Source organism: Dongia rigui (assembly GCF_034044635.1).
In the GTDB taxonomy this organism is placed as follows: Bacteria; Pseudomonadota; Alphaproteobacteria; order Dongiales; family Dongiaceae; genus Dongia; species Dongia rigui.
Window position 1 is genome coordinate 342879 of sequence record NZ_JAXCLX010000004.1, and the last position, 22964, is coordinate 365842.

23 protein-coding genes and 1 riboswitch are annotated in these 22964 nt (G+C 62.0%); of the genes, 10 read left to right on the forward strand and 13 right to left on the reverse strand.

Features of this window, described 5'->3' with window-relative positions:
• Positions 1–24: 24 nt before the first annotated feature.
• Entirely contained in the window at positions 25–549 is a 525-nt protein-coding gene (locus SMD31_RS20405; protein WP_320502782.1) for a SixA phosphatase family protein, read from the forward strand.
• On the opposite strand, the gene SMD31_RS20410 is transcribed toward SMD31_RS20405, so the two are convergent.
• A complete protein-coding gene (locus SMD31_RS20410) occupies positions 546–2105 on the reverse strand; it encodes a CYTH and CHAD domain-containing protein (RefSeq protein ID WP_320502783.1) in 1560 nt (519 codons plus the stop codon). The genes SMD31_RS20405 and SMD31_RS20410 overlap by 4 nt on opposite strands.
• A gap of 209 nt (positions 2106–2314) precedes the next feature.
• On the opposite strand from SMD31_RS20410, the gene SMD31_RS20415 reads away from it, so the two are divergent.
• Positions 2315–2755: a c-type cytochrome gene (locus tag SMD31_RS20415; RefSeq protein WP_320502784.1), complete on the forward strand. Its 441-nt coding sequence runs from the start codon at positions 2315–2317 to the stop codon at positions 2753–2755.
• A 58-nt stretch (positions 2756–2813) separates the two neighbouring features.
• On the opposite strand, the gene SMD31_RS20420 is transcribed toward SMD31_RS20415, so the two are convergent.
• Both SMD31_RS20420 and SMD31_RS20425 read right to left on the reverse strand, forming a co-directional pair.
• Positions 2814–3710, reverse strand: a complete 897-nt coding sequence (locus SMD31_RS20420; RefSeq protein ID WP_320502785.1) for a c-type cytochrome — start codon at positions 3708–3710, stop codon at positions 2814–2816.
• A gap of 122 nt (positions 3711–3832) precedes the next feature.
• Positions 3833–4747, reverse strand: coding sequence for a LysR family transcriptional regulator (locus tag SMD31_RS20425; protein WP_320502786.1), 915 nt, complete (start codon positions 4745–4747; stop codon positions 3833–3835).
• Positions 4748–4880: 133 nt separating this feature from the next.
• Between SMD31_RS20425 and wrbA the strand changes: the two genes are divergently transcribed.
• The gene (wrbA, locus tag SMD31_RS20430; protein WP_320502787.1) at positions 4881–5477 is read left to right on the forward strand and encodes an NAD(P)H:quinone oxidoreductase; all 597 of its coding nucleotides are present in this window, start codon (positions 4881–4883) and stop codon (positions 5475–5477) included.
• Positions 5478–5537: 60 nt separating this feature from the next.
• Here wrbA and SMD31_RS20435 read toward each other — a convergent pair whose 3' ends face one another.
• Positions 5538–5831 carry a hypothetical protein gene (locus tag SMD31_RS20435; RefSeq protein WP_320502788.1) on the reverse strand — a complete coding sequence of 98 codons (294 nt, stop codon included), beginning with the start codon at positions 5829–5831 and terminating at the stop codon, positions 5538–5540.
• A 35-nt stretch (positions 5832–5866) separates the two neighbouring features.
• A riboswitch (cobalamin riboswitch) is annotated at positions 5867–6081 on the reverse strand.
• 170 nt (positions 6082–6251) lie between these two features.
• Between SMD31_RS20435 and SMD31_RS20440 the strand changes: the two genes are divergently transcribed.
• The 4 genes from SMD31_RS20440 to SMD31_RS20455 all read left to right on the forward strand — a co-directional run bounded on the left by SMD31_RS20440 (position 6252) and on the right by SMD31_RS20455 (position 10785).
• Positions 6252–7439, forward strand: a complete 1188-nt coding sequence (locus SMD31_RS20440; RefSeq protein WP_320502884.1) for a phosphoserine transaminase — start codon at positions 6252–6254, stop codon at positions 7437–7439.
• 2 nt (positions 7440–7441) lie between these two features.
• The gene (serA, locus tag SMD31_RS20445) at positions 7442–9022 is read left to right on the forward strand and encodes a phosphoglycerate dehydrogenase (RefSeq protein ID WP_320502789.1); all 1581 of its coding nucleotides are present in this window, start codon (positions 7442–7444) and stop codon (positions 9020–9022) included.
• Positions 9023–9211: 189 nt separating this feature from the next.
• The gene (locus SMD31_RS20450; protein ID WP_320502790.1) at positions 9212–9556 is read left to right on the forward strand and encodes a hypothetical protein; all 345 of its coding nucleotides are present in this window, start codon (positions 9212–9214) and stop codon (positions 9554–9556) included.
• Between the two features lie 209 nt (positions 9557–9765).
• Positions 9766–10785 carry an SDR family oxidoreductase gene (locus SMD31_RS20455; RefSeq protein ID WP_320502791.1) on the forward strand — a complete coding sequence of 340 codons (1020 nt, stop codon included), beginning with the start codon at positions 9766–9768 and terminating at the stop codon, positions 10783–10785.
• 26 nt (positions 10786–10811) lie between these two features.
• On the opposite strand, the gene SMD31_RS20460 is transcribed toward SMD31_RS20455, so the two are convergent.
• Positions 10812–11645 (reverse strand): N-acyl homoserine lactonase family protein, encoded by an 834-nt coding sequence (locus SMD31_RS20460; RefSeq protein WP_320502792.1) that lies wholly within the window; start codon positions 11643–11645, stop codon positions 10812–10814.
• A gap of 138 nt (positions 11646–11783) precedes the next feature.
• Between SMD31_RS20460 and SMD31_RS20465 the strand changes: the two genes are divergently transcribed.
• A complete protein-coding gene (locus SMD31_RS20465) occupies positions 11784–12665 on the forward strand; it encodes a helix-turn-helix transcriptional regulator (protein ID WP_320502793.1) in 882 nt (293 codons plus the stop codon).
• Positions 12666–12719: 54 nt separating this feature from the next.
• Here SMD31_RS20465 and SMD31_RS20470 read toward each other — a convergent pair whose 3' ends face one another.
• The 7 genes from SMD31_RS20470 to SMD31_RS20500 form a co-directional block, all read right to left on the reverse strand.
• Complete coding sequence (locus SMD31_RS20470; RefSeq protein ID WP_320502794.1) at positions 12720–14399, reverse strand: formate--tetrahydrofolate ligase; 1680 nt, start codon at positions 14397–14399, stop codon at positions 12720–12722.
• Positions 14400–14616: 217 nt separating this feature from the next.
• A complete protein-coding gene (locus tag SMD31_RS20475) occupies positions 14617–15486 on the reverse strand; it encodes a dimethylarginine dimethylaminohydrolase family protein (protein ID WP_320502795.1) in 870 nt (289 codons plus the stop codon).
• A gap of 88 nt (positions 15487–15574) precedes the next feature.
• Positions 15575–16183 carry a dimethylsulfonioproprionate lyase family protein gene (locus SMD31_RS20480; RefSeq protein WP_320502796.1) on the reverse strand — a complete coding sequence of 203 codons (609 nt, stop codon included), beginning with the start codon at positions 16181–16183 and terminating at the stop codon, positions 15575–15577.
• Between the two features lie 11 nt (positions 16184–16194).
• Positions 16195–17247, reverse strand: a complete 1053-nt coding sequence (locus SMD31_RS20485) for an ABC transporter ATP-binding protein (protein ID WP_320502797.1) — start codon at positions 17245–17247, stop codon at positions 16195–16197.
• Positions 17240–18028 carry an ABC transporter permease gene (locus tag SMD31_RS20490; RefSeq protein ID WP_320502798.1) on the reverse strand — a complete coding sequence of 263 codons (789 nt, stop codon included), beginning with the start codon at positions 18026–18028 and terminating at the stop codon, positions 17240–17242. The genes SMD31_RS20485 and SMD31_RS20490 overlap by 8 nt, the downstream gene beginning before the upstream one ends.
• A gap of 1 nt (position 18029) precedes the next feature.
• Positions 18030–18887 (reverse strand): ABC transporter permease, encoded by an 858-nt coding sequence (locus SMD31_RS20495; protein ID WP_320502799.1) that lies wholly within the window; start codon positions 18885–18887, stop codon positions 18030–18032.
• On the reverse strand, positions 18880–19968 hold the full coding sequence (locus tag SMD31_RS20500; RefSeq protein WP_320502800.1) for an ABC transporter substrate-binding protein: 1089 nt from the start codon (positions 19966–19968) through the stop codon (positions 18880–18882). Before SMD31_RS20500 ends, SMD31_RS20495 begins: the two co-directional genes overlap by 8 nt.
• Positions 19969–20061: 93 nt before the next feature.
• Here SMD31_RS20500 and SMD31_RS20505 point away from each other — a divergent pair, with 93 nt between their 5' ends.
• Positions 20062–20706, forward strand: coding sequence for a TetR/AcrR family transcriptional regulator (locus SMD31_RS20505; RefSeq protein WP_320502801.1), 645 nt, complete (start codon positions 20062–20064; stop codon positions 20704–20706).
• Position 20707: 1 nt separating this feature from the next.
• Positions 20708–21442 (forward strand): MBL fold metallo-hydrolase, encoded by a 735-nt coding sequence (locus SMD31_RS20510; RefSeq protein ID WP_320502802.1) that lies wholly within the window; start codon positions 20708–20710, stop codon positions 21440–21442.
• A gap of 170 nt (positions 21443–21612) precedes the next feature.
• On the opposite strand, the gene SMD31_RS20515 is transcribed toward SMD31_RS20510, so the two are convergent.
• Entirely contained in the window at positions 21613–22797 is a 1185-nt protein-coding gene (locus tag SMD31_RS20515) for a pyridoxal phosphate-dependent aminotransferase (RefSeq protein WP_320502803.1), read from the reverse strand.
• Between the last annotated feature and the right edge of the window lie 167 nt (positions 22798–22964).

A 22964-nucleotide genomic window follows, 5' to 3' on the forward strand; every position in this document is an offset into this window, starting at 1 on the left:
CAATTACTTCAATTTGATGACAGAATGAAGACATTGATCCTCATGCGGCACGCAAAATCCGCCTGGGACGCCGGTGACATCGCCGATCATGACCGCCCCTTGTCGGATCGCGGCCGTGCGACAGCACCCCTCATGGGCCGGTGGCTGCACGAGCAGAAGATCGCCCCCGATCTGGTCATGAGCTCCACCGCCTTGCGCGCCACGGAGACGCTGGACCTGCTGCGCCCCTATCTTCCGGCCACGGTGCCGATCGAGAAGGCTGATTGCCTCTATATGGCCCTGCCGCGAGAGATGCTCGCCGCCCTGGCGAAAGTCAACGATGCAAAGGTTTCAACTATCCTGCTCATTGGCCACAATCCTGGAATCGGCAGTCTTGCACACTGGCTGTCCACGCGAGGTGAGCTGAAATACCTCGACCGCATGCAAGACAAGTTTCCGACCGGCGCCGTTGCCGTGATCGATTTTGACATCAGCAGCTGGCGTGAGCTGGATGACCAGCAAGGGCGCCTTCGCACCTTCAAAACCCCGAAAGACCTGGCGAAGGATTAGTCCCCGCGCCAGAACTTCTTCTGGGCGCGGAAGGTCTCCCAGGTCTCCTGAAAGCCGCCGAGATCTTGTGCGATCCTGTGCGAATGCCAGCCAAGCACGATGCCCTCCAATTGCCCCGTCTCCTGCAATGACAGGGCCCGCTGCTGACCCAGCTTGCCAATCAAATCGACCAGCAGATGCCGCCCGACAACGGCATCATTGAGCGAACCCAGGTGATCCTGGATGGCACCCAGATGCAGCAGATATTTCTCGGTTCGCTTGCTCCGATAGAGCGAGGCAAAGACCTGCGCGCCATAGCGCATTTTCTTGCCCAGCAGGCGCAGGCGATGCAGATCGACTTCCGATAGCGTCGCATGCGCCGCGCCGAGACGAACCAGGCGCTTATGCGCGCGGCCAAGCCAGGCATCGGCGAAATCACGCACCGGAATATCGAGGCCTGACGCGCCTTCGGCATTCTGCGTCCGCCAGCCGCCGGTCAGTAGCTGCCGATAGATCTGCAGCAGCATCACCGCATAACGCGGATTTTCCAGTGCCAGATGAGCCTGATGCCGCGCCTCTGCCCGCGCCGCCTCCGCCGTCTCGAGCAAGGCACCGATCAGGCCATGGCCGCGCAGGCGCTGCTGCATCGGCACAAGCGTGTCGGCGATCAGAACGTCGAGATCGCGCGCCGGACCGAACTGCCGCTGCAACCAACGCAGATCGATCGACATCGTGGCATGGGCGCCATCGTCAATCAGCTCGCGGAAAGCGCCGATGCCGGCACGGAAACGGCGAATGGCGACGCGAAACTGGTGGATCGCCTCATCGTCCTCGGATTGGTCGATGGCGGCTTCATTGGCGCGCAGCTGCTCCAGGCAATTGCGGGCCAGTGCGGCAAAGGCATCGGCCGCCGTGGCCTTGTGCGGCAGCGCCATCGGCGCCCCACGGACGGGCACGGCTTGCGTTCCCGCGACAAGCGCATAACCGCGTGCTGCCTTGGTGCTGAGGCCGAGGCGCGCCGGCAGATCCTCGACCAGCCTCTCGGCACAGGTGAACAGCTCGGCCGGATCACCCGCCTTCAGTTCAAGCTCGATCTCACCGATCGGCACGCGCGCGGCGCGGGCGTTGATCGACCCCCGGTCGAAGGCCACTTCGATCTCGCTGTCGCCCCGCTTGATCAGCCAGGCCGACCGTTCGAAGCGCGTCGTGAACAGGGGCCGGATATTGTCGAAGATCCGTTCCTTCTCGAAGCGGCGGCGCAGTTTCTGATCAGCGATCGCCTCGATCTGCGGTCGCGCTGCCTTTATCTCGGCATCGAACTCGATATAGGATTGGAGACCATCGACGGTGTCGCCCGGGACTTTCAAAGTCTGGATGCGTCGCTTGCCGATCCGCCGGATGCGCAATGCCATGCCGTGGCGCTTCAGCCAGCCGTCCGGCGTGTCAAAATAAGTCGTCTCAAGTTCCTGCGACTGCGCGGCCTTTGCGGCACCGATCAGGCGCCGCAGGGCGGTAGGCCGCAGCCCATCACCACCGTCCGGCAAAGACAGCTTCAGTTCTAGTTCCCGGTTCTTCATGGTCCCCAACCGTGTCCGGCGCGATCCTAATCAGGGTCTAAGCGGATAAAAAATGACGGTTTGATGACAATTTACCCATTTCAAGTCAAAAAAGACCCATGCCTTCACAACTTCGTGAGAAGCGGGCATTCCCCTTCTGGCCGTGCTGCAATCGGCCTAGGTTTTGTCTTCCACACAGCCATCACTCTGGAATCGGAGGGAAAAGCCACATGATGCGTAAGAAGCTGATGATCGGGGCCGCGGCAGTCGCCGTCGTCTTGGGAGGGATCGTCGCCCAAGTCGCCGCTGAATCGCCCCGTGAGGACGCGATGAAGGCATTGGGCAAGAACATGAAGGTGATCAAGGAGCTGATCAGCGCCAACGGCAATGCGGCCGACGCGGCCGCTCCAGCTCAGAAGATCGCCGAGATCGCCGCAAAAATCCCCGACCTGTTCCCGCAGGGTTCCGACACGCCCGATGACGCTGCCAAGGCCGAGATCTGGCAGAACTGGGACGATTTCGTCGCCAAGGCAAAATCGCTGCAGGACGAAGCCACGATGCTGGCATCGGCTGCCGGCGGCGGCGACCTTGCAACCGTCGGGGCCCAGTTTGAAAAAGTAGGCGGCACCTGCGGCGCGTGCCACAAGCAATACCGCGAAAAGACCAACTGATTTCGATCGGCTTGGCCTGAACGAAAAACGGCGGCCCGCTCAGCGTGGCCGCCGTTCTCTATTTCAAACTGCCGAGATATTCGGCGATGGCGTGAATATCGGCATCCGGCAGCTTGGCGACATTCTGCTGGACCGCCCCCATGCCGCCTTTGGCGAGCCCCTCATAGAAGCCTTCTTCGCCTTCCTTGAGTGCGCTCGCCAGCTCATCCACGTCCTTGTATTTCTTGCGCCCCAGCAGATCGCGCAGATTGGGCACCTGTCCCTTTCCTTCCGGGTGCGGGCCGCCGGCGAAGGCATGGGTCTGGTCCATGACCATCATCGCGTTGCGCGGCGTATGGCATTCGGCACAATGGCCCGGCCCGTTGACCAGATAGGCACCGCGATTCCAGCTGGGCGATTGTGCGGCATCCGTTTCGATCGCCGGCAATACGGCAAGCTTCTTCCACAGGCCGATGCCGCGGCGCAGGAACCAGGGGAACGGGATGTCATCTTCCTTCCGCACCGCGCTGACGGGTGCCAGAGTCATCAGATAGGCCCGAATATCCAGCACATCCTCGGCCTTCATGCGGCCATAGGAAATATAGGGAAAGGCCGGAATGTAATGCGTGTTTGCAGGCGAGACACCGTGCTGAACGGCATCGATGAAGTTTGCCTCCGTCCAGTTGCCGATGCCCGTTTCCTTGTCCGGCGTGATGTTGGGCGGATAGAGCGTGCCGATCGGCGTCACCAGGGGCGCGCCGCCCGACGGCAGAGACATGTCGGCGCCACTGCCTTCCGCCGGCCGGTGGCAGGAAATGCAACCGCCGATATGATAGAGCAACTCGCCATTGGCGAGGTTGACGGTATGTGTCGGCAAGGTGGCGCCATCGACATGCTCCGTCGATGAAGCGAAAAACAGGCCGATGGCGACAATGGCGATGACCGGGAGGACGACGCCGGCAAGCAGCTTCTTCATCTGGTGCCTATGAAACCTGGGTGTTCAGCAAGACTTGCAGCTTTATTAGGACCCGTCCAGGACGGACCCGATGCCGACTTCCTAACAGTATCAGCTGTCAGCTTTCTGTCTTTCCAATATTCCTATCCGTCGACCTCTACCCAGGGCTGACGCTCGGCAAAATGCTCGGCCATCAGATCCACAAAGACGCGCACCTTGGGCGACAGATGCCGGTTCTGCGGATAGACCACGTGCAGCGACACCGCGTCGGTGGGATAGTCCTTCAGCAACCGCTTCACCCTGCCCTTGGCCAGCGGCTCGCCGATCGAAAAGATCGGCAGCAGGGCAATGCCGTGGCCGGCCAGCAACGGCTCCATCAGCATCATGCCATGATTGCTCTGGATTGACCCCGCGACACGGATCAGCTTGCGCCCCAGGGGTGTCTTGAAGGCCCAGTCATAGGGCGCCGGCGACTGGGTGTAGATCAGGCAATTGTGCTCCTTCAGATCTTCGGGCCGTTTCGGCTCGCCGAATTTCTTGATGTATTTGGGCGATGCACAGACATAGCGCGGGATCGTGCACAGGCGCCGGGCAATGAGGCTCGAATCCGGCAGTTCCGTGCGAATGCGGATCGCGGCGTCGAAGCCTTCTTCGATGAGGTCGACGAAGCGGTCACTCGCTTCGATCGAGAGCCGCAGCTTGGGGTAGCGTGCGGCCAAATCGTTGATGGTCGCCGCCAGCTGCGGCACGCTGATCGCATTGGGGACGCTGAGGCGCAAGGAGCCCGTGGGCTCCGCCTGCAGGTGCCTCACTTCCGCTTCGGCCGCCTCGAACTCGTCGAGCAGCCGTATGGCGCGCTCGAAATAGGCATGACCGACTTCCGTTACCGACAGGCGCCTTGTCGTGCGATGGATGAGTGTGGCACCGAGATGCGCCTCCAATTCACCGACCTGTTTGGAAACCGCCGCCTTGCTGAGATTGAGGCCGCGCGCCGCCGCCGTGAAGCTGCCCAATTCCACGACCCGGCGAAAGGTCCGCATCGCCGCCAATTGATCCATCGTCCCACCGATTGTCAGCTAAAAGTGAACGATCTTATCACAGGCGTGGGAATTGTCGCGGGCGTCTGACGCGCCCAACATGCCGACGTGCCGACTCTCCCGTGCTCAAATCCCCCTTTAATGTGAGGCTTTCATGACCAAGGTTCTCGTTCTCTATTATTCAACCTACGGCCATATCGAGAAGATGGCGGAAGCCGTCGCCGAAGGTGCCCGCAAGGGCGGCGCCGACGTTGCGGTGAAGCGTGTGCCGGAACTCGTGCCGGATGACGTTGCCAAGGCCAGCCACTTCAAGCTCGACCAGAAAGCGCCGATCGCCACGGTCGACGAACTGCCGGAATATGACGCGATCATCATCGGCGCCCCGACCCGCTTCGGCGCCGCGGCCTCGCAGATGCGCAACTTCCTCGACCAGACGGGCGGCCTCTGGGCCAAGGGTGCCCTGATTGGCAAGGTCGGCAGCGTCTTCACCTCGTCGGCCACACAGCATGGCGGCCAGGAATCGACCATTCTTTCGGTTCACACCACACTGCTCCACCACGGCCTGGTCGTGGTCGGCCTGCCCTATTCCTGCGCTGCGCAGATGGGCCTCGATGAAATCAAAGGCGGCTCGCCCTATGGCGCCAGCACGATCGCTGGTGGCGATGGCAGCCGCCAGCCGTCCGAGCAGGAACTCGGCATGGCGCGCTTCCAGGGCGAACACGTCGCCAAGATCGCTGCTAAGCTGAAGTAAGACGCCACCAATACGGCTAAGAAACGGCGCCGGATAATCCGGCGCCGTTTTTGTTTCCGCTCAGTTGATTGCCGCGCGCCGACGGGCTTTCACCAGTTGCGCCAGCCGCTCGCGCGGGTATTGCGCGACCGTTTCCACCAGCTTCATCAGCGGCGCCGAAACGCGCATGCTGTGGTCGGCCACTTGCTGCTTCATCACGATGCGCGCGGCGATCGCCGGGTCGAGCCCGCTCGGCAGGCCCATCACCCAGGCCAGCAGCTTCAGTTGTACAGGTTCGTGCGTCACCGCATCGAGCGCCAGCAACGACGCGTTGAGTTGGGTGTCATCAAAAGAAAAGTCGGTAGCGAGAGTCATCGACCACCTCTGCCAGGCCCGCCGCCCGGTCGCATGAGTTTCAACAGGTGATGGCAGGTCTCCTGGCTTGCGGTTCGCTGCTTCTCGGCCGGCCTTCCCGGAATGTCGAGGCATTCCAGTGGCATTGTTGGCAGGAAGCTCACCGCTCACAGTTGCGGGGGCAGCCGCGGTATCGCACCGCGTTCCCTATTAATCACCGGCTCGGCATCAAGGATGCTGAACACGATGAACCATCGCTGCCGAAGCTAGTGCAGGATGCCTTGAAAGGCAAAGGGCACGAAGGTCGCAGCGCCGGTTCCTATCCATTCGTTCAGGAAGCGACGCATTTTATCCTCTGCTTGACATGCCCTGGCATATCGGCGATATCGGCGGTGGGCCACGCTCCCCCAACGGAGTGCTTCGTTCTGGAAGGAACGCATGATGACAAGACCGCTCCAGCGGCCGATTCGGCCGCAATTCTCGTCCGGACCCTGCGCCAAGCGCCCCGGCTGGACCCCCGCTCTCCTCGACAATCAGAATATCAAGACGGCGACGCACGGTCGTTCGCATCGCTCGAAGGCCGGCAAGGACAAGCTCGTCGCCGTGATCGAGCAGTCAAAGCGCATCCTCGGCATTCCCGCAGACTATCGGCTCGGCATTGTGCCGGCCTCGGATACCGGCGCCGTCGAGATGGCGCTGTGGTCGCTTCTCGGTCCCAATCCCATCACGGTTCTCGCCTTCGAAAGCTTCAGCGAGGAATGGGCCGGCGACATCATCAACGAGCTTCATTTGCCGACCAAGCTCCGGCGCGCCGATTACGGCGCCCTGCCGGATCTTGCGGCGATTGACCCGGCCGATGACATCGTCTTTGCCTGGAACGGCACGACGTCCGGCGTGCGCATGCCGCATGCCGATTGGATCGCCGACAATCGGACCGGTCTTACCATCTGCGATGCGACATCGGCCGTCTTCGCCATGGACCTGCCCTGGCACAAGCTCGATGTCGTCACCTGGTCCTGGCAGAAAGTGCTGGGCGGTGAAGGCGGGCACGGCATGTTGGCCCTGTCACCCAGGGCCGTCGCACGCCTGCAATCGCACAAGCCCGCCTGGCCCCTGCCAAAGATCTTCCGCCTCACCAAGGGCGGCAAGCTGATCGAAGGCATCTTCAAAGGCGAGACCATCAATACGCCATCGATGCTATGCGTCGACGATCAATTGGATGCCCTGGCCTGGGCGGAGGATATCGGCGGATTGCCGGGCCTGATCGCGCGCAGCGAAGCCAATGCCAAGGCGATCGCGGACTGGGTCGCAAAGTCTGATTGGGCAGGCTTCCTGGCGCAGCATGCAGCGACGCGGTCCTGCACCAGCGTCTGCCTCAAGATCACAGACAGCTGGTTCACGGCCCATGACAAGGACGGCCAGCAGGCCATTGCCAAGGACGTTGTCGGCCTGCTGGAAAAGGAAGGAGTCGCCCTCGACATCGGCGCCTATCGCGACGCGCCGCCGGGCCTGCGCATCTGGTGCGGCGCCACCGTCGACCGCAGCGACGTCGAAGCCCTGCTGCCCTGGCTCGACTGGGCTTACGCGACCGTCAAACAGAATGCGACCCCGCTCGCCAAGGAAGCTTGATCATGCCCAAAGTTTTGATCTCCGATGAACTGTCACCCGCCGCCGTCCAGATCTTCAAGGAACGCGGCATCGAAGTGGTCGAAAAGACCGGCATGAAGCCGAAGGAACTGGCCGAGATGATCGGCGCGTTCGACGGCTTGGCTCTGCGGTCAGCCAGCAAGGTGACGGCCGATGTGCTGGCCGCCGCCAAGAATCTCAAAGTCGTCGGGCGTGCCGGCATCGGTGTCGACAATATCGACGTCAAGGCGGCGACCGCGCGCGGCATCTGTGTCATGAACACGCCGTTCGGCAATAACATCACCACCGCCGAGCACTCGGTGGCAATGATGATGGCGCTCGCCCGCCACATCCCGGAAGCTAATAGCTCGACCCATGCCGGGAAATGGGAAAAGTCCCGTTTCGTCGGCGTCGAGCTTTACGCCAAGACACTGGGGCTCGTCGGCTGCGGCAATATCGGCTCCATCGTCGCCGACCGGGCGCAGGGGTTGAAGATGAAGGTGATCGCCTATGATCCCTTCCTGTCGCCCGAGCGCGCCATCGATCTCGGTGTCGAGAAGGTCGATCTCGACACGTTGCTGGCGCGCGCCGATTTCATCTCGCTGCATACGCCCTTGACCGATCAGACCCGTAATCTGATCGACAAGGCAGCGCTCGCGAAGTGCAAGGCGGGTGTCCGTATCGTCAATTGCGCGCGTGGCGGGCTGGTGGTCGAGGAGGATCTGAAAGCCGCCCTCGACAGCGGTCATGTCGCTGGTGCGGCCCTTGACGTGTTCCCGACGGAACCCGCCACGCAGAACATTCTCTTTGGCCATCCCAATGTGGTTTGCACGCCGCATCTTGGGGCGTCCTCGACCGAGGCACAGCTCAATGTCGCCATCCAGGTGGCCGAGCAGATGTCCGACTTCCTGCTGCATGGCGCCGTCACCAACGCCCTCAACATGCCCTCGGTGACGGTCGAGGAAGCGCCCAAGCTCAGGCCCTATATGAAGCTCGCCGACCAGCTGGGTGCCTTTGCCGGCCAGGCGACGGAAACCGGCATCTTGAAAGTGATCGTCGAATATGAGGGCCAGGTTGCGGCGCTCAATACGCGTCCCCTCACAGCGCTGATGTTGCAAGGGCTGCTGAAGCCGCAGCTTTCCGACAGCGTCAACATGGTCAACGCGCCCCTTGTCGCCAAGGAGCGCAACATTGACCTTACCGAGGTCAAGCATGATCGCGAAGGCGATTACCACACCCTCATCCGCCTCACGGTTCAATCCGAGCGCTGGTCGCGCTCGATCGCTGGCACGCTCTTTGCCGATCAACGCCCCCGTGTGGTCGAGATCAAGGGCATCAAGATCGATGCCGAGCTTGGGCCCCACATGCTTTATGTCACCAATGACGACAAACCGGGCTTCATCGGCAAGCTTGGGACGCTCCTCGGTGACAACGGCATCAACATCGCGACCTTTGCTCTGGGCCGCTCCGCCCCCGGCAAGGACGCGATCGCTTTGGTTGAAATCGATGGCCCCATTCCCGGCCCGTTGCTGAAGCAGGTCCAGGATCTGGCGCAGGTGCAGCAGGCCAAACACCTCGTCTTCTGAGACGAAAGCCGTTTTTTAACAAGTGGTTGGCAGGACCGATCGCAGCTCGGTCCTGTCACCTCCACTCTTGCGGTTAACCTATTATTATGATTTGATCCGCGATTGAGAGGTTCTGCCGGAATCGGGGGCTTGCGCCGTGGCGCGCGGGTTGTTGTCCGGCCACAAGCGTCACTTAAAAGGGGTAGTCTTATGAAGATCATTATGTTGCCCGTCGTCCTCGGCGCGCTCGCTCTGACGGCCTGCGCTGTGAAGCCGCAATACGAGCTTAACCAGCAGGTTTCCGGCCTTTGCGGCCATGCCGAAACCGCGATGGGCACGCTGGCTTCCGCCGAATCGTCGATCGCCGGCGAAGCCTACAAGAACAGTGAGACTGTGGCCGTTGATCCGGCCGTCGCCGATCTGCTCGGCGGCGACTATCCGGAAATCGCCGAAGCTGGTGGCAGCGCCCCGACCAGGGATTACTGGCGCCATGTCGAACTGCGCTGGAACGATTATGACGCCGCCTGCATTGGCGCCCGCGCACCGAAGCCGTAATCGACGTCATCCTTCCGAGAAAGCCGCCGCCGGCCTAGCCGCGGCGGCTTTTTTATTGGTCGTCTAACACCACTGATTTATGTCAAATTTTTCCAGTATCCCATTGATATAGCTGTTATATTTCTGTTCGACCCTTCATCTGGACGGGCACTGGTGTTATCTTTATGGGATCGAATCCGTCGCTCCCGACCGACCCCAAGGAGCTGCAGATGCAGGACCGGAAACTTGTTCTGATCGCCGGGCGCAACGCCGTCCTGGCACAGGAACTTCACGAGATGATCTGGCCTGCGGGGTTCGAAACCCGCATGCTGACCGGGCATGAGCTCGGCATTCTGGATATCGAACGGCTGCGCCGGAACCTCGAAAACCTGTCGCCGGTGCTGATCATCAACACGATCGGCTATGCCTCGCCCGATGGCGCCGAGCAGCACCGCACCCTGATCCAGGCCCGCAGCCATTGGTCGGTCGGCGACCTTGCTGAAGTCGCCGGCGCCCTCGACATTCCCCTCCTGCATCTCTCGTCGGATCAGGTCTTCGCCGGCGACAAGTTCGCCGCCTATCTGGAAACCGACACCCCCGACGCGATCAGCGTCTTCGGCCAGGCACAGGCGGCCGGCGAGGCCGAGGTGGCTGCCCATTGCCGCCATTTTGCTATTCTGCGGACCGGCTGGCTGTTCGGTGCCAAGGGGCACAACATGCTGAAGACCATGCTGTCGCTGGGGCGACGCGGCGGTCGGGTCCATGTGCCCAATGACCACATCGCCGGTCCGACCCCCGTGCGCGAGCTGTGCGGCGCGATGCGTCGCATTGGGATCGCCCTCATCAACCGCGAGTTCGAGAACGGCACGACGCTGCATTTCACCGGAGCCCCGGTCGCCACCTGGTTTGAGTTCGCAGCCCACGCGCTGCGCCGGGCGGCACCTTACCAGGCCGCACCCGAATTGATCCCGATAACGCCCAACCGTTTCGGCGTGACCGGGGCTGCTGCCCGCCGCACCGAGTTGGATTGCAGCCGCACCCGGCACCTCCTGCAGTTGGAACAGCCGGACTGGCACAGGGCCCTCGACGATTGCGTCGAGGAAATCTGCCTCGCCGAGCAGCGCAATGTCGATGTTTCCGCGCAGTATCAGCTCGACCCGCTGCCTTACCGGCCCATGGCGCCGGAAGACCGGCGGCGCGGGACGCTGCCCTATGGTGTTCGGATGGACCGCCGCCAGGCCGGCCGCTGAACCAGCAGCCGGCCCGTTGGTAGATCCTACTCCGCGGCCTTCGGGAAGGCCGGCAGCTTCTTGATGTCGCCAGCGTCATGCTGCACGACAAGCGTCGCCTTCAGCGATTTTGCCATGCGCGCCAAGCGATCCATCGACGCCAGGGACTGGGCGCGATCCGTGTTGAAGGGCGGCACGCCCTCATTCTTTAACTGCTCCTCGAAATGAACGATATCGCCGCTCAGCAGCACCGGACCTGTCTTGGCGAGCTTCACCAGCAGGGCATAGCTGCCCGGCGTATGACCGGGCATCGTCAGCATCGTGACCGAACCGTCGCCGAAGACATCCTTGTCGCCGCTGACCGGTTCGACGGCCCCACCATCCTTCAACCAGGGCTTCAGCAGATCCGGCACGGCACCGAAGGGCAGCGGCTCGCTCTTCATCGCCTCAAGATCGAGCTTGCCCATCAGCAGCTTCGCCTTCGGAAAATCGGCTGCCTGTCCGATATGGTCGAAATGGTAGTGGCTGATCCCCACCACCGAGATCGCTTCCAGCTTCACGCCGATCTTCTCCAGTTGCTGCGGCACCGTGGCGGCCAGCGTCGGCTGCATGGGTGCCGCCGCATCGAGCGGCGCATTGAGCAGACCGGCCGGGAGGCCCGTGTCCCAGATCATGTAATCCTTGTCATGCTGGATCACATAACAGCTGTCGGTCAGCGTCCGCTGCTTCCCCGCATATTGATAGGTGTCCGAGAAGGAACTGAGGTCCTTCACCTTGATGGTGCCGCAATCCAGACGCCACAGCTTGACCTCGGCGGCACTGGCGGCTTGCGCCGCCGCCAAGGTACCGGCGAGGGCCAATAGGAACGATATCAGTTTCATAAGTCTCTCCATCTGCTCTGAAGTGACCGTATCTTGACCTGGCCGTTCCCCGCTCATGCGCCGGAACCGCCCTCAACTGCGCCCGAAACGCTCACTTCACATTTGCAGTGGGAACGGTCCCGACCCTAGGATGGCGCCATGAACATCCAGACTCCACAAGACACCTTGCGCCGATCGCTGCTGGACCGGTTGCGCCCGCTCGCCGACGCGCCGGGTCGCGAACGCAAGATTCACGGTCAGACCTTCATCAGCAGCCAGCTCTTCACTTATTGCGCCTTCGCCACCGAGCGCGTGGCGAAATTCAGGGTCGAGCACGCCATCATCGGCATCGTGCTCAGCGGGACCAAGGAATTCTGGATCGGCAATACCGGCCAGCGTTTCACGACCGGCCAGGTCTTCGTCCTGCCCACCGGCGCCGAGTTGGACGTGGTCAACATCCCCGACGATCGGCGCGGCCTCTATGAAGCGCTGGTGGTCGAGGTCAGGCATGTGCCGCCTGCCCTCGCGCTGCCGCCGGAAAGGCCGCGCGGCCCTGCCGCCCATATGGGTCAGGCAGTGACACTGACGGCGGAACTGGTCGATGCCCTGGTGCATGCCGCCGTCACGCTGTCGACGTCCGATCATGCCAAGGCACTCGCCGACCATCGCATGGCCGAAGTGCTGATGCTGCTCCGCAATGATCCGGCCGCCAAGTGCCTGTTCGATCTGCCACTGCGGGACCGGATTGCCTGGTTGGTGGCGACCGAGCCGGCGCATCCCTGGACCGCCGAGGCGCTTGGAACCCGGCTCGGCATGGGTGCCTCGACCCTGCGCCGCCGCCTCACGCATGACGGCACCTCCTTGCGCGCCGTCCTGGCCGAGGCGCGGATGCAGGTTGCCCGCAATCTGCTGGCACGCGGCGAAGCCAATGTGACTGCGGCGGCCGAGGCTGCCGGCTACACGTCGCGCTCACATTTCATCCGGCGCTATCGCAGCGTCTACGGGACAATGCCCAGCGATCACCTGGCACGACGCGCCTGAAAAAAAGGCCGGCTCTTCCGAGCCGGCCTTCTCTCAGACACATCGACCCGTCGCTTAGAAAAGGCCTTCCACTTCCAGCTTGTCGTTGAGGCGGATGTGGTTTGCCGACGGGACGCGCGGCAGGCCCGGCATGGTCATGATCTCGCCGCAGACGACGACGATGAACTCGGCACCGGCCGACAGACGGATCTCGCGCACGGGCACAACGTGGTTCGACGGCGCACCCTTGAGGTTCGGGTCGGTCGAGAAGCTGTACTGGGTCTTGGCCATGCACACCGGATAGTGACCAAAGCCCATCTTCTCGAACTCGGCGAAGCGATCGCGCACGGCCTTGTCGGCGATGATGCCCTGGGCGCCATAAAGCGTCTGGGCGATCGTGCGGGTCTTGTCCCACAGGGACATGTCGTCCGGGTAGAGCGGCTTGAAATTGCTGCCGCCATCGGCAAGCTTCACCACGGCGTGGGCCAGCTTCTCGGTGCCTTCCGAACCAAGCGCCCAGTGGTTGCACTCGATCGCTTCCGAGCCCAGCTCGGCGCAGAGCTGGCGCACGGCGTCGAGCTCGGCATCGGTGTCGGCGATGAAGCGGTTGATCGCCACCACGGCCGGCACGCCGAACTTCTTCACGTTCTCGATGTGACGGGCAAGGTTCTCGCCACCCTTCTTCACGGCAGCGACGTTCTCCTTGCCGAGGTCTTCTTTCGCCACACCGCCATGCATCTTCAAGGCACGAACGGTGGCAACGATGACCGCCGCGGCCGGCTTCAGCCCGGCCTTGCGGCATTTGATGTCGAAGAACTTCTCGGCACCGAGATCGGCACCGAAGCCGGCTTCCGTCACCACATAGTCGGCAAGCTTCAGCGCGGTCGTCGTGGCGATGACCGAGTTGCAGCCATGGGCGATGTTGGCGAACGGGCCGCCATGGATAAAGGCCGGGTTGTTTTCCAGCGTCTGCACCAGGTTCGGCGCAATCGCGTCCTTGAGGAGCACGGTCATGGCGCCATCGGCCTTGAGGTCGCGTGCATAGATCGGCTTCTTGTCGCGGGTATAGCCGACGATGATGTTGCCAAGGCGCTTGGTGAGGTCCGTGAGGTCGGTCGACAGGCAGAAGATCGCCATGACTTCCGAAGCAACCGTGATGTCGAAGCCGTCTTCACGCGGGAAGCCGTTGGAAACGCCACCCAGCGAATTGGTGATCTGGCGCAGGGCGCGGTCGTTCATGTCCATGACGCGGCGCCACGTGACACGGCGCGTGTCGAAGCCCAGCTCGTTGCCCCAGTAAATGTGGTTGTCGATGAGGGCCGAGAGCAGGTTGTGCGCCGAACCGATGGCGTGGAAGTCACCGGTGAAATGCAGGTTGATGTCTTCCATCGGCACGACCTGGGCATAACCGCCACCAGCCGCGCCACCCTTCACGCCGAAGCACGGGCCAAGCGACGGTTCGCGCAGGCAGATGATCGCCTTCTTGCCGATGCGGTTGAGGCCGTCACCGAGGCCCACCGTCGTCGTGGTCTTGCCTTCGCCGGCCGGGGTCGGGTTGATCGCGGTGACCAGGATCAGCTTGCCGTCCTTTTGGCCCTTCAGCGACTTGATGTAATCCATCGAGATCTTGGCCTTGGTATGGCCGAAGGGCAGCAGATGCTCTTCCTTGATCCCCAGCTTGCCCGCGACTTCGCGGATCGGCTTCATTTTAGCTTCGCGGGCGATTTCGATATCGCTGCCGACCTTTTTCGACATGCAGATTCCCCTATGGATCAAGACGTTTACTCGGCGACCACCCGCCCCACCTTGGGCCATCGGCAGTCGTGATGGGCGCCAGACTAGGGCCGATTCCGGGACCCCATCTGCCTAACGGCGACCGATTTTTGTCGATTTCGCGCCGCCGTCAATGTCGCGATGGCGTCATTTTCTCATTCATCCGGGCCCGAATTCTCATTCCGGCCCGGTATTTAGGTCAATGCCGCTCCAGCGGGCGGGTGAGGCAGGTTGGCCCACCCTCGCCCGGGACCGAAATGGCGTCGGCGTCGATGACATGGACCTTGCAGCCCGCCGCCTCCATGCGCGCCTTGGTCTCCGGATTGCCCTTCACCATCACCACCTCGCGCGGGGCGATGGCCAGCACGTTGCAGCCCATCGAGGCGAACTCGCTGTCCGGCACCTCGACCAGCTTCTGCCCGCGCGCCAGCAGCCATTCGCGGAACGGGATCGGCATCAAGGGCGAATAGACCAGTTGCAGATCCTTGTCCAAGGGCGAGATCACCGACATCAAATGGAAGACGTCGCTCTGCCCCTTGTAATGCGGCATGATCGCCACTTCCACATGCACATCCGGCCCCACCAGCGCCTTGAACTGGCGGATGCCTTCGTCATTGGTGCGATAGGTGCGGCCGATGGCGACGGTCTTTTCGTCAAGCCAGATGAGATCGCCGCCTTCCAGCCTTCCCTCACCCTGGATGGCGCCGATCACCGGGATCTGCGTCTCGGCAAAGAACGTGCCATGGATCGCCGGCTCCCCCATGCGCTGCTTCTTGCCCATATTGGCGAGGATGACACCCTTGGGGCACACCGCTGCCGCATCGCGCACATAAAGCGCGTCCATGGTCAGCTCCTTGGCGGGCGGCAGATAGAGGATATCGGCGCCGACGCTTCTGATGATGTCGGCAAAATGCTGATGCTCCGCCACCGCCTTCGCCATCTCCGGACGCGTGTGGTAGTTGAGATCCTTCCACTCCGCATCGATCTTCGCGTCACCCACAAAGGCCTCGGCCGGCCGCCGCATGGCGACCCGCTTCAAGCGCCCAAATTCATTGATACCCGTCAGCATGGCTGCTCATCCTATCGGCAAAAACTGGCAATTGGCAGAACTGGCCGCATAGGACGCAAGCCACGGCGGAACGTCAAGCCCTGAGGGCTCAGACCCGGTCCGTCACCCACAGGCTCCAGATTGCCAACAGCGGCCGGTCATGAGAGCGCATGGCATGCATGATGTCGGACCTGTTGTAGACATAGCCGCCGATGCCGGGCGTCACCCAGTTGTCATCGTCGCCCTGCATCCAATCGCCCGCCGACAAGGCCACATAGATTTCCTGCGGCGGATGATGATGATCGGGATAGCGGATATGCGGCGCCATCAAACTGACCCCGATCCAGATATCGTCCCGCTTCTCCAGCCCATCCGGCCCGATGATCGTTGCATTGGCGTGGCCGTCATAGAACGGCGCGTCGCCCGGCTTCGCCGTCCAGCGGCGTTCCCAGTTCAATTGCGGCTCGATGGCGGCAAAAGCGTCGGCAAGGGCAGCAACGGCGCCACCCTTCGCGCGGGCCGTCTGCACGGCACCGGCGATGTGATCGCAGACCGGCAATCGGTTGGGCTTTCGCGGCGCTTGCTGGGCATCGATCCGCAAGCCTTCGCCGATCTGCCGCGCCACGCGCATGGGCTCGCCCTCCAGCGGCAGGCTGGCCATGATCGCCGCCTGGGACCGGTCAAGAAATACCTGAAGGTCGCCAGGGCGTTGCGCCATATGCACTCTTCCTATCGCTGCAGCAGAACGACGTCGCTTCTGGCTGCATACAACGCGACATCGCGGCCCGGCGTCAAGCAGGCCGAAACGGGCGCGCGCAGGATGAGATCGACGCTGCCGATGCGGCAATGGCACCGGCAATGCGTGCCCTGGAACGACAGCTCTTCAATTCGGCCATGGCCCAGGCTAATGCTGTCCGGCGTCGGTGCCAGCACCAATTGCTCGGGTCGAAGCGCCACATGAACGGCGGCGCCAGTAGCGGCATCCCCTGGAACGACCAGAGCACCCAAGGCCGTCTCGATCTTCAGGTCGCGACCGACGGCCTCGACCACCCGGCCACCCAGCACATTGCTTTCGCCCATGAACTTGGCGGCAAACAGGCTGGCAGGTTTCAGATACACCCGGTCCGGCGGCCCCATATCCTCGATGCGGCCCTTGTTCACCACCACAATCCGGTCGGCGATCGACATCGCCTCCTCCTGGTCGTGCGTCACATGGACGAACGTGGCGCCGGAGCGGCGCTGCAGGCGCACCAGTTCCTCCTGCATCTGCCGCCGAAGCGCGAGATCGAGGGCGCCGAGCGGCTCGTCGAGCAGCAGTACTTTGGGCTCAACGGCCATCGCTCGGGCCAAGGCCACACGCTGCCGCTGACCGCCGGACAATTGATGCACACCGCGATTGCCGAAGCCCTCCAGCCCTACCAGCTTCAGCATCTCGGCCGCTTTCGTCAGCCGCTCGGCCTTCGCCACCTGGCGCATGCGCAGGCCAAAGGCGACATTGTTGGCAAGGCTCATATGCGGAAACAAGGCGTAGTCCTGAAAGACCGTCGCCGTCGGTCGCTTGGCCGGCGGCAGGTCGGTCACTTCCTCGCCATCGATGAAGACATGGCCGGCACTCGGATTGGCAAAACCGCCGATCATGTTGAGCAAGGTTGTCTTGCCACTGCCGGACGGGCCCAGCAGCACCACGAATTCGCCGGCCTTCATGGCCAGATCCAGCGTCTCCACCACGGTGACACCTTCATAGACCTTGCTCACCTGGCGCAGTTCAACGCGGTCAGACATTGGTTCTCCTCGAACGCCACAGCAGGAATTCGACCACGCCGACGGCAAGAATGGAAATGACGAAGACCAGCGTGCCGGTGGCATTGAGCTCCGGCGACAGCCCCGATTTCAGCATGCTCCAGATCACGACCGGCAGGGTCACGTCGAAGCGGCTGAGCAAAAAGGCGATGACAAACTCGTCCCAGGACAGGGTCGCGGCGATGAAAAACGCCGCCAGCAAACCGGGCCACATCATCGGCACCGTGACCAGCAGGATGACCTGCCAATCCTTGGCACCGAGATCATAGGCCGCACGTTCGATATTGGCCTGATGCTCTCCCAGTTGAGCGTAAAGAATGGCGAAGGTCAGCGGCAGGTTGATCACCACATGCCCGATCCCGATCGCCCACAGCGACTTCGCGATACCCAGATAGTTGAAGGTGATCTGCAGCCCCATGCCGATGATGAGGTATGAGACCGTGATCGGCGCCATGAGCAGGAACTGATAAAAGCCGGACAGTTGCCGTTTCTGTCGCGCCAAGGCATAGGCCGCGAGGAAGCCGAGGATCGTTGCCAGCAAGGCCGAGCCGAGGCCGACCAGCAGCGAGTTTGTGAGGCCATCCGTGATCTTGCGGTTGGCCAGCACCTTCGCCCACCATTTGAGGCTGGGGCCGTCGAAGGGCGGCACTGGCGCGAGGCCGCCTTGGAACGAGAACTGGATCAGCACCAGCACCGGCAGAAAGATGAACAGCAGCATCAGGGCGAAATAGGCCCAAGGTGCGATCCGTCCGAGCGCTCTCATCTCAGACCCGCTCCATCTTCAGGCGCTTGGCAAAGAGCAGGAAGGCCGCGGTGATGACCAGCATCAGGATCATGGAGAGGGCCGAGGCGAGCGGGAAATCCGCCTGCCTGCCGATCTGCAGCATCACTGCCTGCGGCAGCAGCATTTCCTTCGAGCCGCCCAGTATCTGCGGGGTGATGTAATCGCCGATGGCGAGGACGAAGGTGAGAAAGGCGCCGACCGAGACGCCGGGCAGGCTCAGCGGCAGCGTGACGTGCCAGAAAACCTGCCATCCATTGGCACCGAGATCGGCTGCGGCCTTCCGGTAGCTGTCCTTGATCTGCACCAGATTGGCGTAGATCGTCAGGGTCAACAGCATGGCGAAGAAATGGACGAAACCCAGCACGGTCGCAAAGCGGCTATTGCCCATGCCGACCGGCGTATCGAGAATACCAGACCACAATAGAAACTGATTGATGATGCCGTTCTCCGACAGCACCAGCAGCCAGCTATAGGACCGCACGACATAGGACGTCCAGAACGGCAGCACCGTCAGCACCAGCGCAAAGCGCTGCCACTGCGTCGGCACCTTGTAGGCAAGGATATAGGCCAGCGGATAGGCCACGATCACCGAGACGAGCGTGGTGATCACTGTCACCTCGATCGAATTCCACAACGCACCGACGAATGTACCGTCCGCCCGCGTCAGGAACGCACGGTAATTGTCGAGCGTCCAGGTCAGTTCGATCTTGCCGTCGATACGCGCCGAAAAGCTCATCACCAGCATGGCGATGAGTGGCAGCACGAAGAACAGAATTGTCCAGGCGAGAGCCGGGGCATGGCCCCAGCTCTTCAGGCCCGGCAGTTTGGTCTTAGGCACCGAGCACTTCCGTCCAGACTTCCTGCATCGCTGCATCCAGTTCGGCGTCGCCGAAGAAATACGGATAGGATTTGGCGATGAATTCCGGCTGCTGGTCCCAGCGCAGGCGCTTCTTCTGCGCGTCGTCCAAATTGGCCTTGGAATTCGACGGCATGGCCCAATAGCAGTCGGCGGTTGCCAGGCGTCCCTGACCTTCCGGCGAGACGATGTATTTGACGAATTCGACCGCGAGATCCTTTTTGGTCGACTCCTTGAAGATGCCGATCGACTGCGACCAGCGCACGCCACCTTCATTGGGCAGCACCCAGTCAAGCTCCGGCTTGTCGGCCATCAACCCAGCCACGGCAAACTCGCCGCCACCGACGATGATGTCGGCCGAACCCGTCACCAAGGCGTTCTGCGTCGTCGGAACATCGCCCACCAGCGAGGACAGCTTCTTCATCTCAACGAGCTTTTCCTTGATGGCCGGCAGATGCATCTTGGTGATTTCCTGCGGCTTGATGCCAAGGGCAATCGCCACCATTTCCATCGTCGGGATGTAGTAATCATAGATGGCGATGCGGCCGGCATATTTCGGGTCCCACATCACCTTGGCCTGGCGGGCCTCTTCCTGGCTGACCTTCGTGTTGTTGAAGGCGATGGTGTTGTAGCCGAACTTCTCCGGCACGGCATAGAGTTTGCCGTCCTTGTAGTGGGAATCCGGCTGTTTCAACTCGGGGAAGATATCGGCCCAGGGCATTTCCGCGTCCGGCAGCTCACCGAGATATCCCTTCGCCACCGCGCTCATGATATCGCCGGTATCGGCAACGAAGACGTCCCAGTCGCCCGGCTGCGATTGCTCAAGGATGCTATAGGCGACACCCGGCAGGTCATATTCCTTGGTGTTGATCTTGATGCCGTGCTTCTCCGCAAAGGGATCGAGCAGGGCCGCACTCGTATGGTCGCACCAGACCAGCAGGTTGAGTTCATCCGCCGCGCGTGCGCCTTTCGGCATGAATGAGAGCGATGCGAGTGCGCCGGCACCGGCCTGCAAGGCGCGGCGCCGCGAAATCATGTGTCGACCCATGGAACTGATCATCATCCGTCTCCCTCAAAAGAACAAAGCCTGCCGTTTTTCTTATTGCGAAAAAAGTGAATGAACTTCAAAATAAAGTCAATTCAGATTCTGGACGGCATGATGACGGGTCTACGCGAAAGACAAAAAGCCGGCCGCCGCCGCGATATCCTCGCCGCCGCCAGCCAGTTGTTCCGCAAGGACGGCTTTGCCGACACCTCGGTCGAAGCCATCGCGGCCCTTGCCGAGGTCGGTACCGGCACGGTCTACAACTACTTCTCGTCGAAGGGCGATCTCCTTATGGCGCTCGTCGCCCTCGATGGCGAACAGGCGCGCGCCAAGGGCCAGCGTTACATCGCCCGCAACCATGACGACACCCTGGAAGCGATCTTCGGCCTCCTGTCGATGTATGTCGACCATGCTCTCATCCACCTCACCCGCGAGCTTTGGCGCAATGCCATGGCGACGGCCCTCACCCAGGCGGATTCCCCCTTCGGCATCAGCTATGCCGAAAACGACCGGTTGATGGCGGCACAAGTCGGCGAACTGGTCACGGCCCTGAAGCAATCCGGCAAGGTGCGTGGCGACATCAATGCCGAGGCTGCAGGCGCCGCCCTCTTCATCATCGTCAACGGCCTCTTCATGCAATTCGTGGCGCAGGATAAGATGGCGAAATCGACCCTGAGCGCTCGCTTGCGCGACCAGGTGACCGTTTTTGTCGGCGGGCTGGCCGCTAGCACGCTGCAGCAAAGAAAGCGGGCCTGACGTGAAGATCGCAACGCCTGAAACCTGGTACCAGACCCAGCACCTCGGCAACGGGATCACCTGGATCTACGAGCCCTTCATCAAGGAATACTACCGCTGCAATATCTGGCATGTCCGCGGCCGCGACCGGGATCTGCTGATCGATTCCGGCATGGGTGTGGTGTCCTTGCGCGAACAAATCGCGCAGCTTGCGGAACGCCCTATTCTTGCGGTGGCTTCGCACACGCATTTCGACCATATCGGCACGCATCACGAATTCGCCGACCGCGCCGTCCATCCGGCCGAAGCCGATATCCTGGCGCAGCCCACGCGCGCGAATACCGCCGCCGACTATTACGTCGCTGACGATTCCATTTTCACCGCTTTGCCACCCGGCGATTGGCACGCATTGAAATATGAAGTCAAAGCCGCACCCGCCCAGACATTGCTGGAGGAAGGCAGCATCGTCGATACCGGCGACCGGTCATTCGAGGTGTTTCACCTGCCCGGCCATTCCGACGGTTCGATTGCGCTTTATGAGCGGGCGACTGAGACGCTCTTCTCAGGCGATGTCATCTATGACGGCGAACTCGCTTATGACGCCGACAACGCGGCCGAGATGCGCCAATACGTGGCCAGCATGAAGCGTCTCCTCGATCTCCCGGTCCGCGTTGTCCATGGCGGCCATTATCCGAGCTTCGGCCAGGAGCGCATGCGGTCTATCGCACAAGACTTTCTGGCGACGTTCGACAGATAGCCCCCTCTCCCCATCCCTCCCCCATGGCCGACGCATGTCGGCATCCGCCGACTGTGGGGGGAGGGAGTTCGAGCGAGCATGCTTCAATGACTGCGTTCAGCCTGGCTGGAGTTCCCTCTCCCCTACGTGGGAGAGGGTTAGGGAGAGGGGGTGGTTCGGTCGGGTGCGGTTTAAGCCACCTTCTCCATCAGCTTGCGCGTGAAGCCGGCGATGCGGTTGCAGGCTTCGGTGAGGCTGATTTCGTCGATGGCGAAGGAAATGCGGACGTGACCTTCAGCACTCGGGCCAAAAGCTGTGGCGTCCAGCGTCGCAACGCCGGTTGCCTTGAACAGCGCCCAGGAAAATTCATGTCCGCTCATGCCGGTTCCGCGCACGTCGGCCATCATGAACATGCCGGCGGCCGGGCTGCGGCAGACGATGCCGGGCAGCTGGCTCAACGCCTTGACCGCCAAGTCGCGGCGATGGCGATAGATCTCGCGCATCTCGGCCACTTCCGGCACGTCCTGCTCCAATGCCATAGCCGACGCGTTCTGAATGAAAGGCGGCAGGCCATAGAGATTGGCAAGGCCCAGATTGCCGCAATGATCGATCAGCGCCTTGGGGCCGACGACCCAGCCGAAACGCCAGCCGGTCATGGCATGGGATTTCGACAGGCTGCTCACCGTGGCCGTCCGCTCCGCCATGCCAGGCAAGCCGCAGATGCTGACATGCTCGCCGTCGAAGATCAGCGTCGAATAGACCTCATCGGCCACGACCCACAGATCGTGTTTCTGCGCCAGCGCCGCAATGCCATCGAGTTCGCCGCGGTTGAGCGTGACACCGGTCGGGTTGCTGGGGCTGGCGAAAAAGATTGCCCGGGTCCGGGGCGTGATCGCCTTGGCAAGATCGTTGATATCGAGGCGGAAATTGTTGGCGGCCTTCAGCGGCACGCGCACCAGCTTGGCGCCACTCGCCTGGATGGTCGCCTCATAGGTGACATACATCGGCTCCAGCACAATGGCCTCGTCGCCCGGATCGAGGATCGTCATGGCGACAGCAAAGAGGCCGCTTTGGCAGCCCGACATGATGGCGACATTGTCGATCGTGACCGGCTGGCCGGTCGTGCGGCTGTGCTGATTGGCGACGGCGGTGCGCGCCCGCGGCAGGCCCAGGATGTCGGCGTAATGCGTATCGCCGGCGCGCAGCAGGCGAATGGCTTCTTCCGTGATCGCCTTGGGCGTATCCAGATCCGGATCGCCGATCGAGAGGATGATCACATCCTTCCCCGCACGCTTCTGGGTCAATGCCTCGACATGAAGGTCCCAGGCGGCAGCACCTTCGCCGGCAACGCGATCGGTCAGTTGGGAATAGCGCATGATCAAACCCCGACAGTGGCGGCACGTTGTGTTTTTTGTGCCCGTTGCTTTCGCACAAGGAGTAGAGTCCGCGCCAAACACGGTCAAGTCGTGTGTTTTCAAGCAGTTGAAAGGCAATCTCGCCGCATGAAAGCGCATGCTAGAGTGAGTTCAACGACGGCGTTTCG

What these genes read in the sequence shown, in the direction of transcription:
- SMD31_RS20450 (WP_320502790.1), top strand. Translation starts at nt 9,212, where the DNA reads ATGAAGATCATTATGTTGCCCGTCGTCCTCGGCGCGCTCGCTCTGACG.
- SMD31_RS20515 (WP_320502803.1), bottom strand. Translation starts at nt 22,797, where the DNA reads ATGCGCTATTCCCAACTGACCGATCGCGTTGCCGGCGAAGGTGCTGCC.
- SMD31_RS20470 (WP_320502794.1), bottom strand. Translation starts at nt 14,399, where the DNA reads ATGTCGAAAAAGGTCGGCAGCGATATCGAAATCGCCCGCGAAGCTAAA.
- SMD31_RS20500 (WP_320502800.1), bottom strand. Translation starts at nt 19,968, where the DNA reads ATGATGATCAGTTCCATGGGTCGACACATGATTTCGCGGCGCCGCGCC.
- SMD31_RS20460 (WP_320502792.1), bottom strand. Translation starts at nt 11,645, where the DNA reads ATGAAACTGATATCGTTCCTATTGGCCCTCGCCGGTACCTTGGCGGCG.
- SMD31_RS20480 (WP_320502796.1), bottom strand. Translation starts at nt 16,183, where the DNA reads ATGGCGCAACGCCCTGGCGACCTTCAGGTATTTCTTGACCGGTCCCAG.
- SMD31_RS20420 (WP_320502785.1), bottom strand. Translation starts at nt 3,710, where the DNA reads ATGAAGAAGCTGCTTGCCGGCGTCGTCCTCCCGGTCATCGCCATTGTC.
- SMD31_RS20490 (WP_320502798.1), bottom strand. Translation starts at nt 18,028, where the DNA reads ATGAGAGCGCTCGGACGGATCGCACCTTGGGCCTATTTCGCCCTGATG.
- serA (WP_320502789.1), top strand. Translation starts at nt 7,442, where the DNA reads ATGCCCAAAGTTTTGATCTCCGATGAACTGTCACCCGCCGCCGTCCAG.
- SMD31_RS20405 (WP_320502782.1), top strand. Translation starts at nt 25, where the DNA reads ATGAAGACATTGATCCTCATGCGGCACGCAAAATCCGCCTGGGACGCC.
- SMD31_RS20465 (WP_320502793.1), top strand. Translation starts at nt 11,784, where the DNA reads ATGAACATCCAGACTCCACAAGACACCTTGCGCCGATCGCTGCTGGAC.
- SMD31_RS20505 (WP_320502801.1), top strand. Translation starts at nt 20,062, where the DNA reads ATGATGACGGGTCTACGCGAAAGACAAAAAGCCGGCCGCCGCCGCGAT.
- SMD31_RS20415 (WP_320502784.1), top strand. Translation starts at nt 2,315, where the DNA reads ATGATGCGTAAGAAGCTGATGATCGGGGCCGCGGCAGTCGCCGTCGTC.
- SMD31_RS20410 (WP_320502783.1), bottom strand. Translation starts at nt 2,105, where the DNA reads ATGAAGAACCGGGAACTAGAACTGAAGCTGTCTTTGCCGGACGGTGGT.
- wrbA (WP_320502787.1), top strand. Translation starts at nt 4,881, where the DNA reads ATGACCAAGGTTCTCGTTCTCTATTATTCAACCTACGGCCATATCGAG.
- SMD31_RS20425 (WP_320502786.1), bottom strand. Translation starts at nt 4,747, where the DNA reads ATGGATCAATTGGCGGCGATGCGGACCTTTCGCCGGGTCGTGGAATTG.
- SMD31_RS20475 (WP_320502795.1), bottom strand. Translation starts at nt 15,486, where the DNA reads ATGCTGACGGGTATCAATGAATTTGGGCGCTTGAAGCGGGTCGCCATG.
- SMD31_RS20485 (WP_320502797.1), bottom strand. Translation starts at nt 17,247, where the DNA reads ATGTCTGACCGCGTTGAACTGCGCCAGGTGAGCAAGGTCTATGAAGGT.
- SMD31_RS20435 (WP_320502788.1), bottom strand. Translation starts at nt 5,831, where the DNA reads ATGACTCTCGCTACCGACTTTTCTTTTGATGACACCCAACTCAACGCG.
- SMD31_RS20440 (WP_320502884.1), top strand. Translation starts at nt 6,252, where the DNA reads ATGACAAGACCGCTCCAGCGGCCGATTCGGCCGCAATTCTCGTCCGGA.
- SMD31_RS20455 (WP_320502791.1), top strand. Translation starts at nt 9,766, where the DNA reads ATGCAGGACCGGAAACTTGTTCTGATCGCCGGGCGCAACGCCGTCCTG.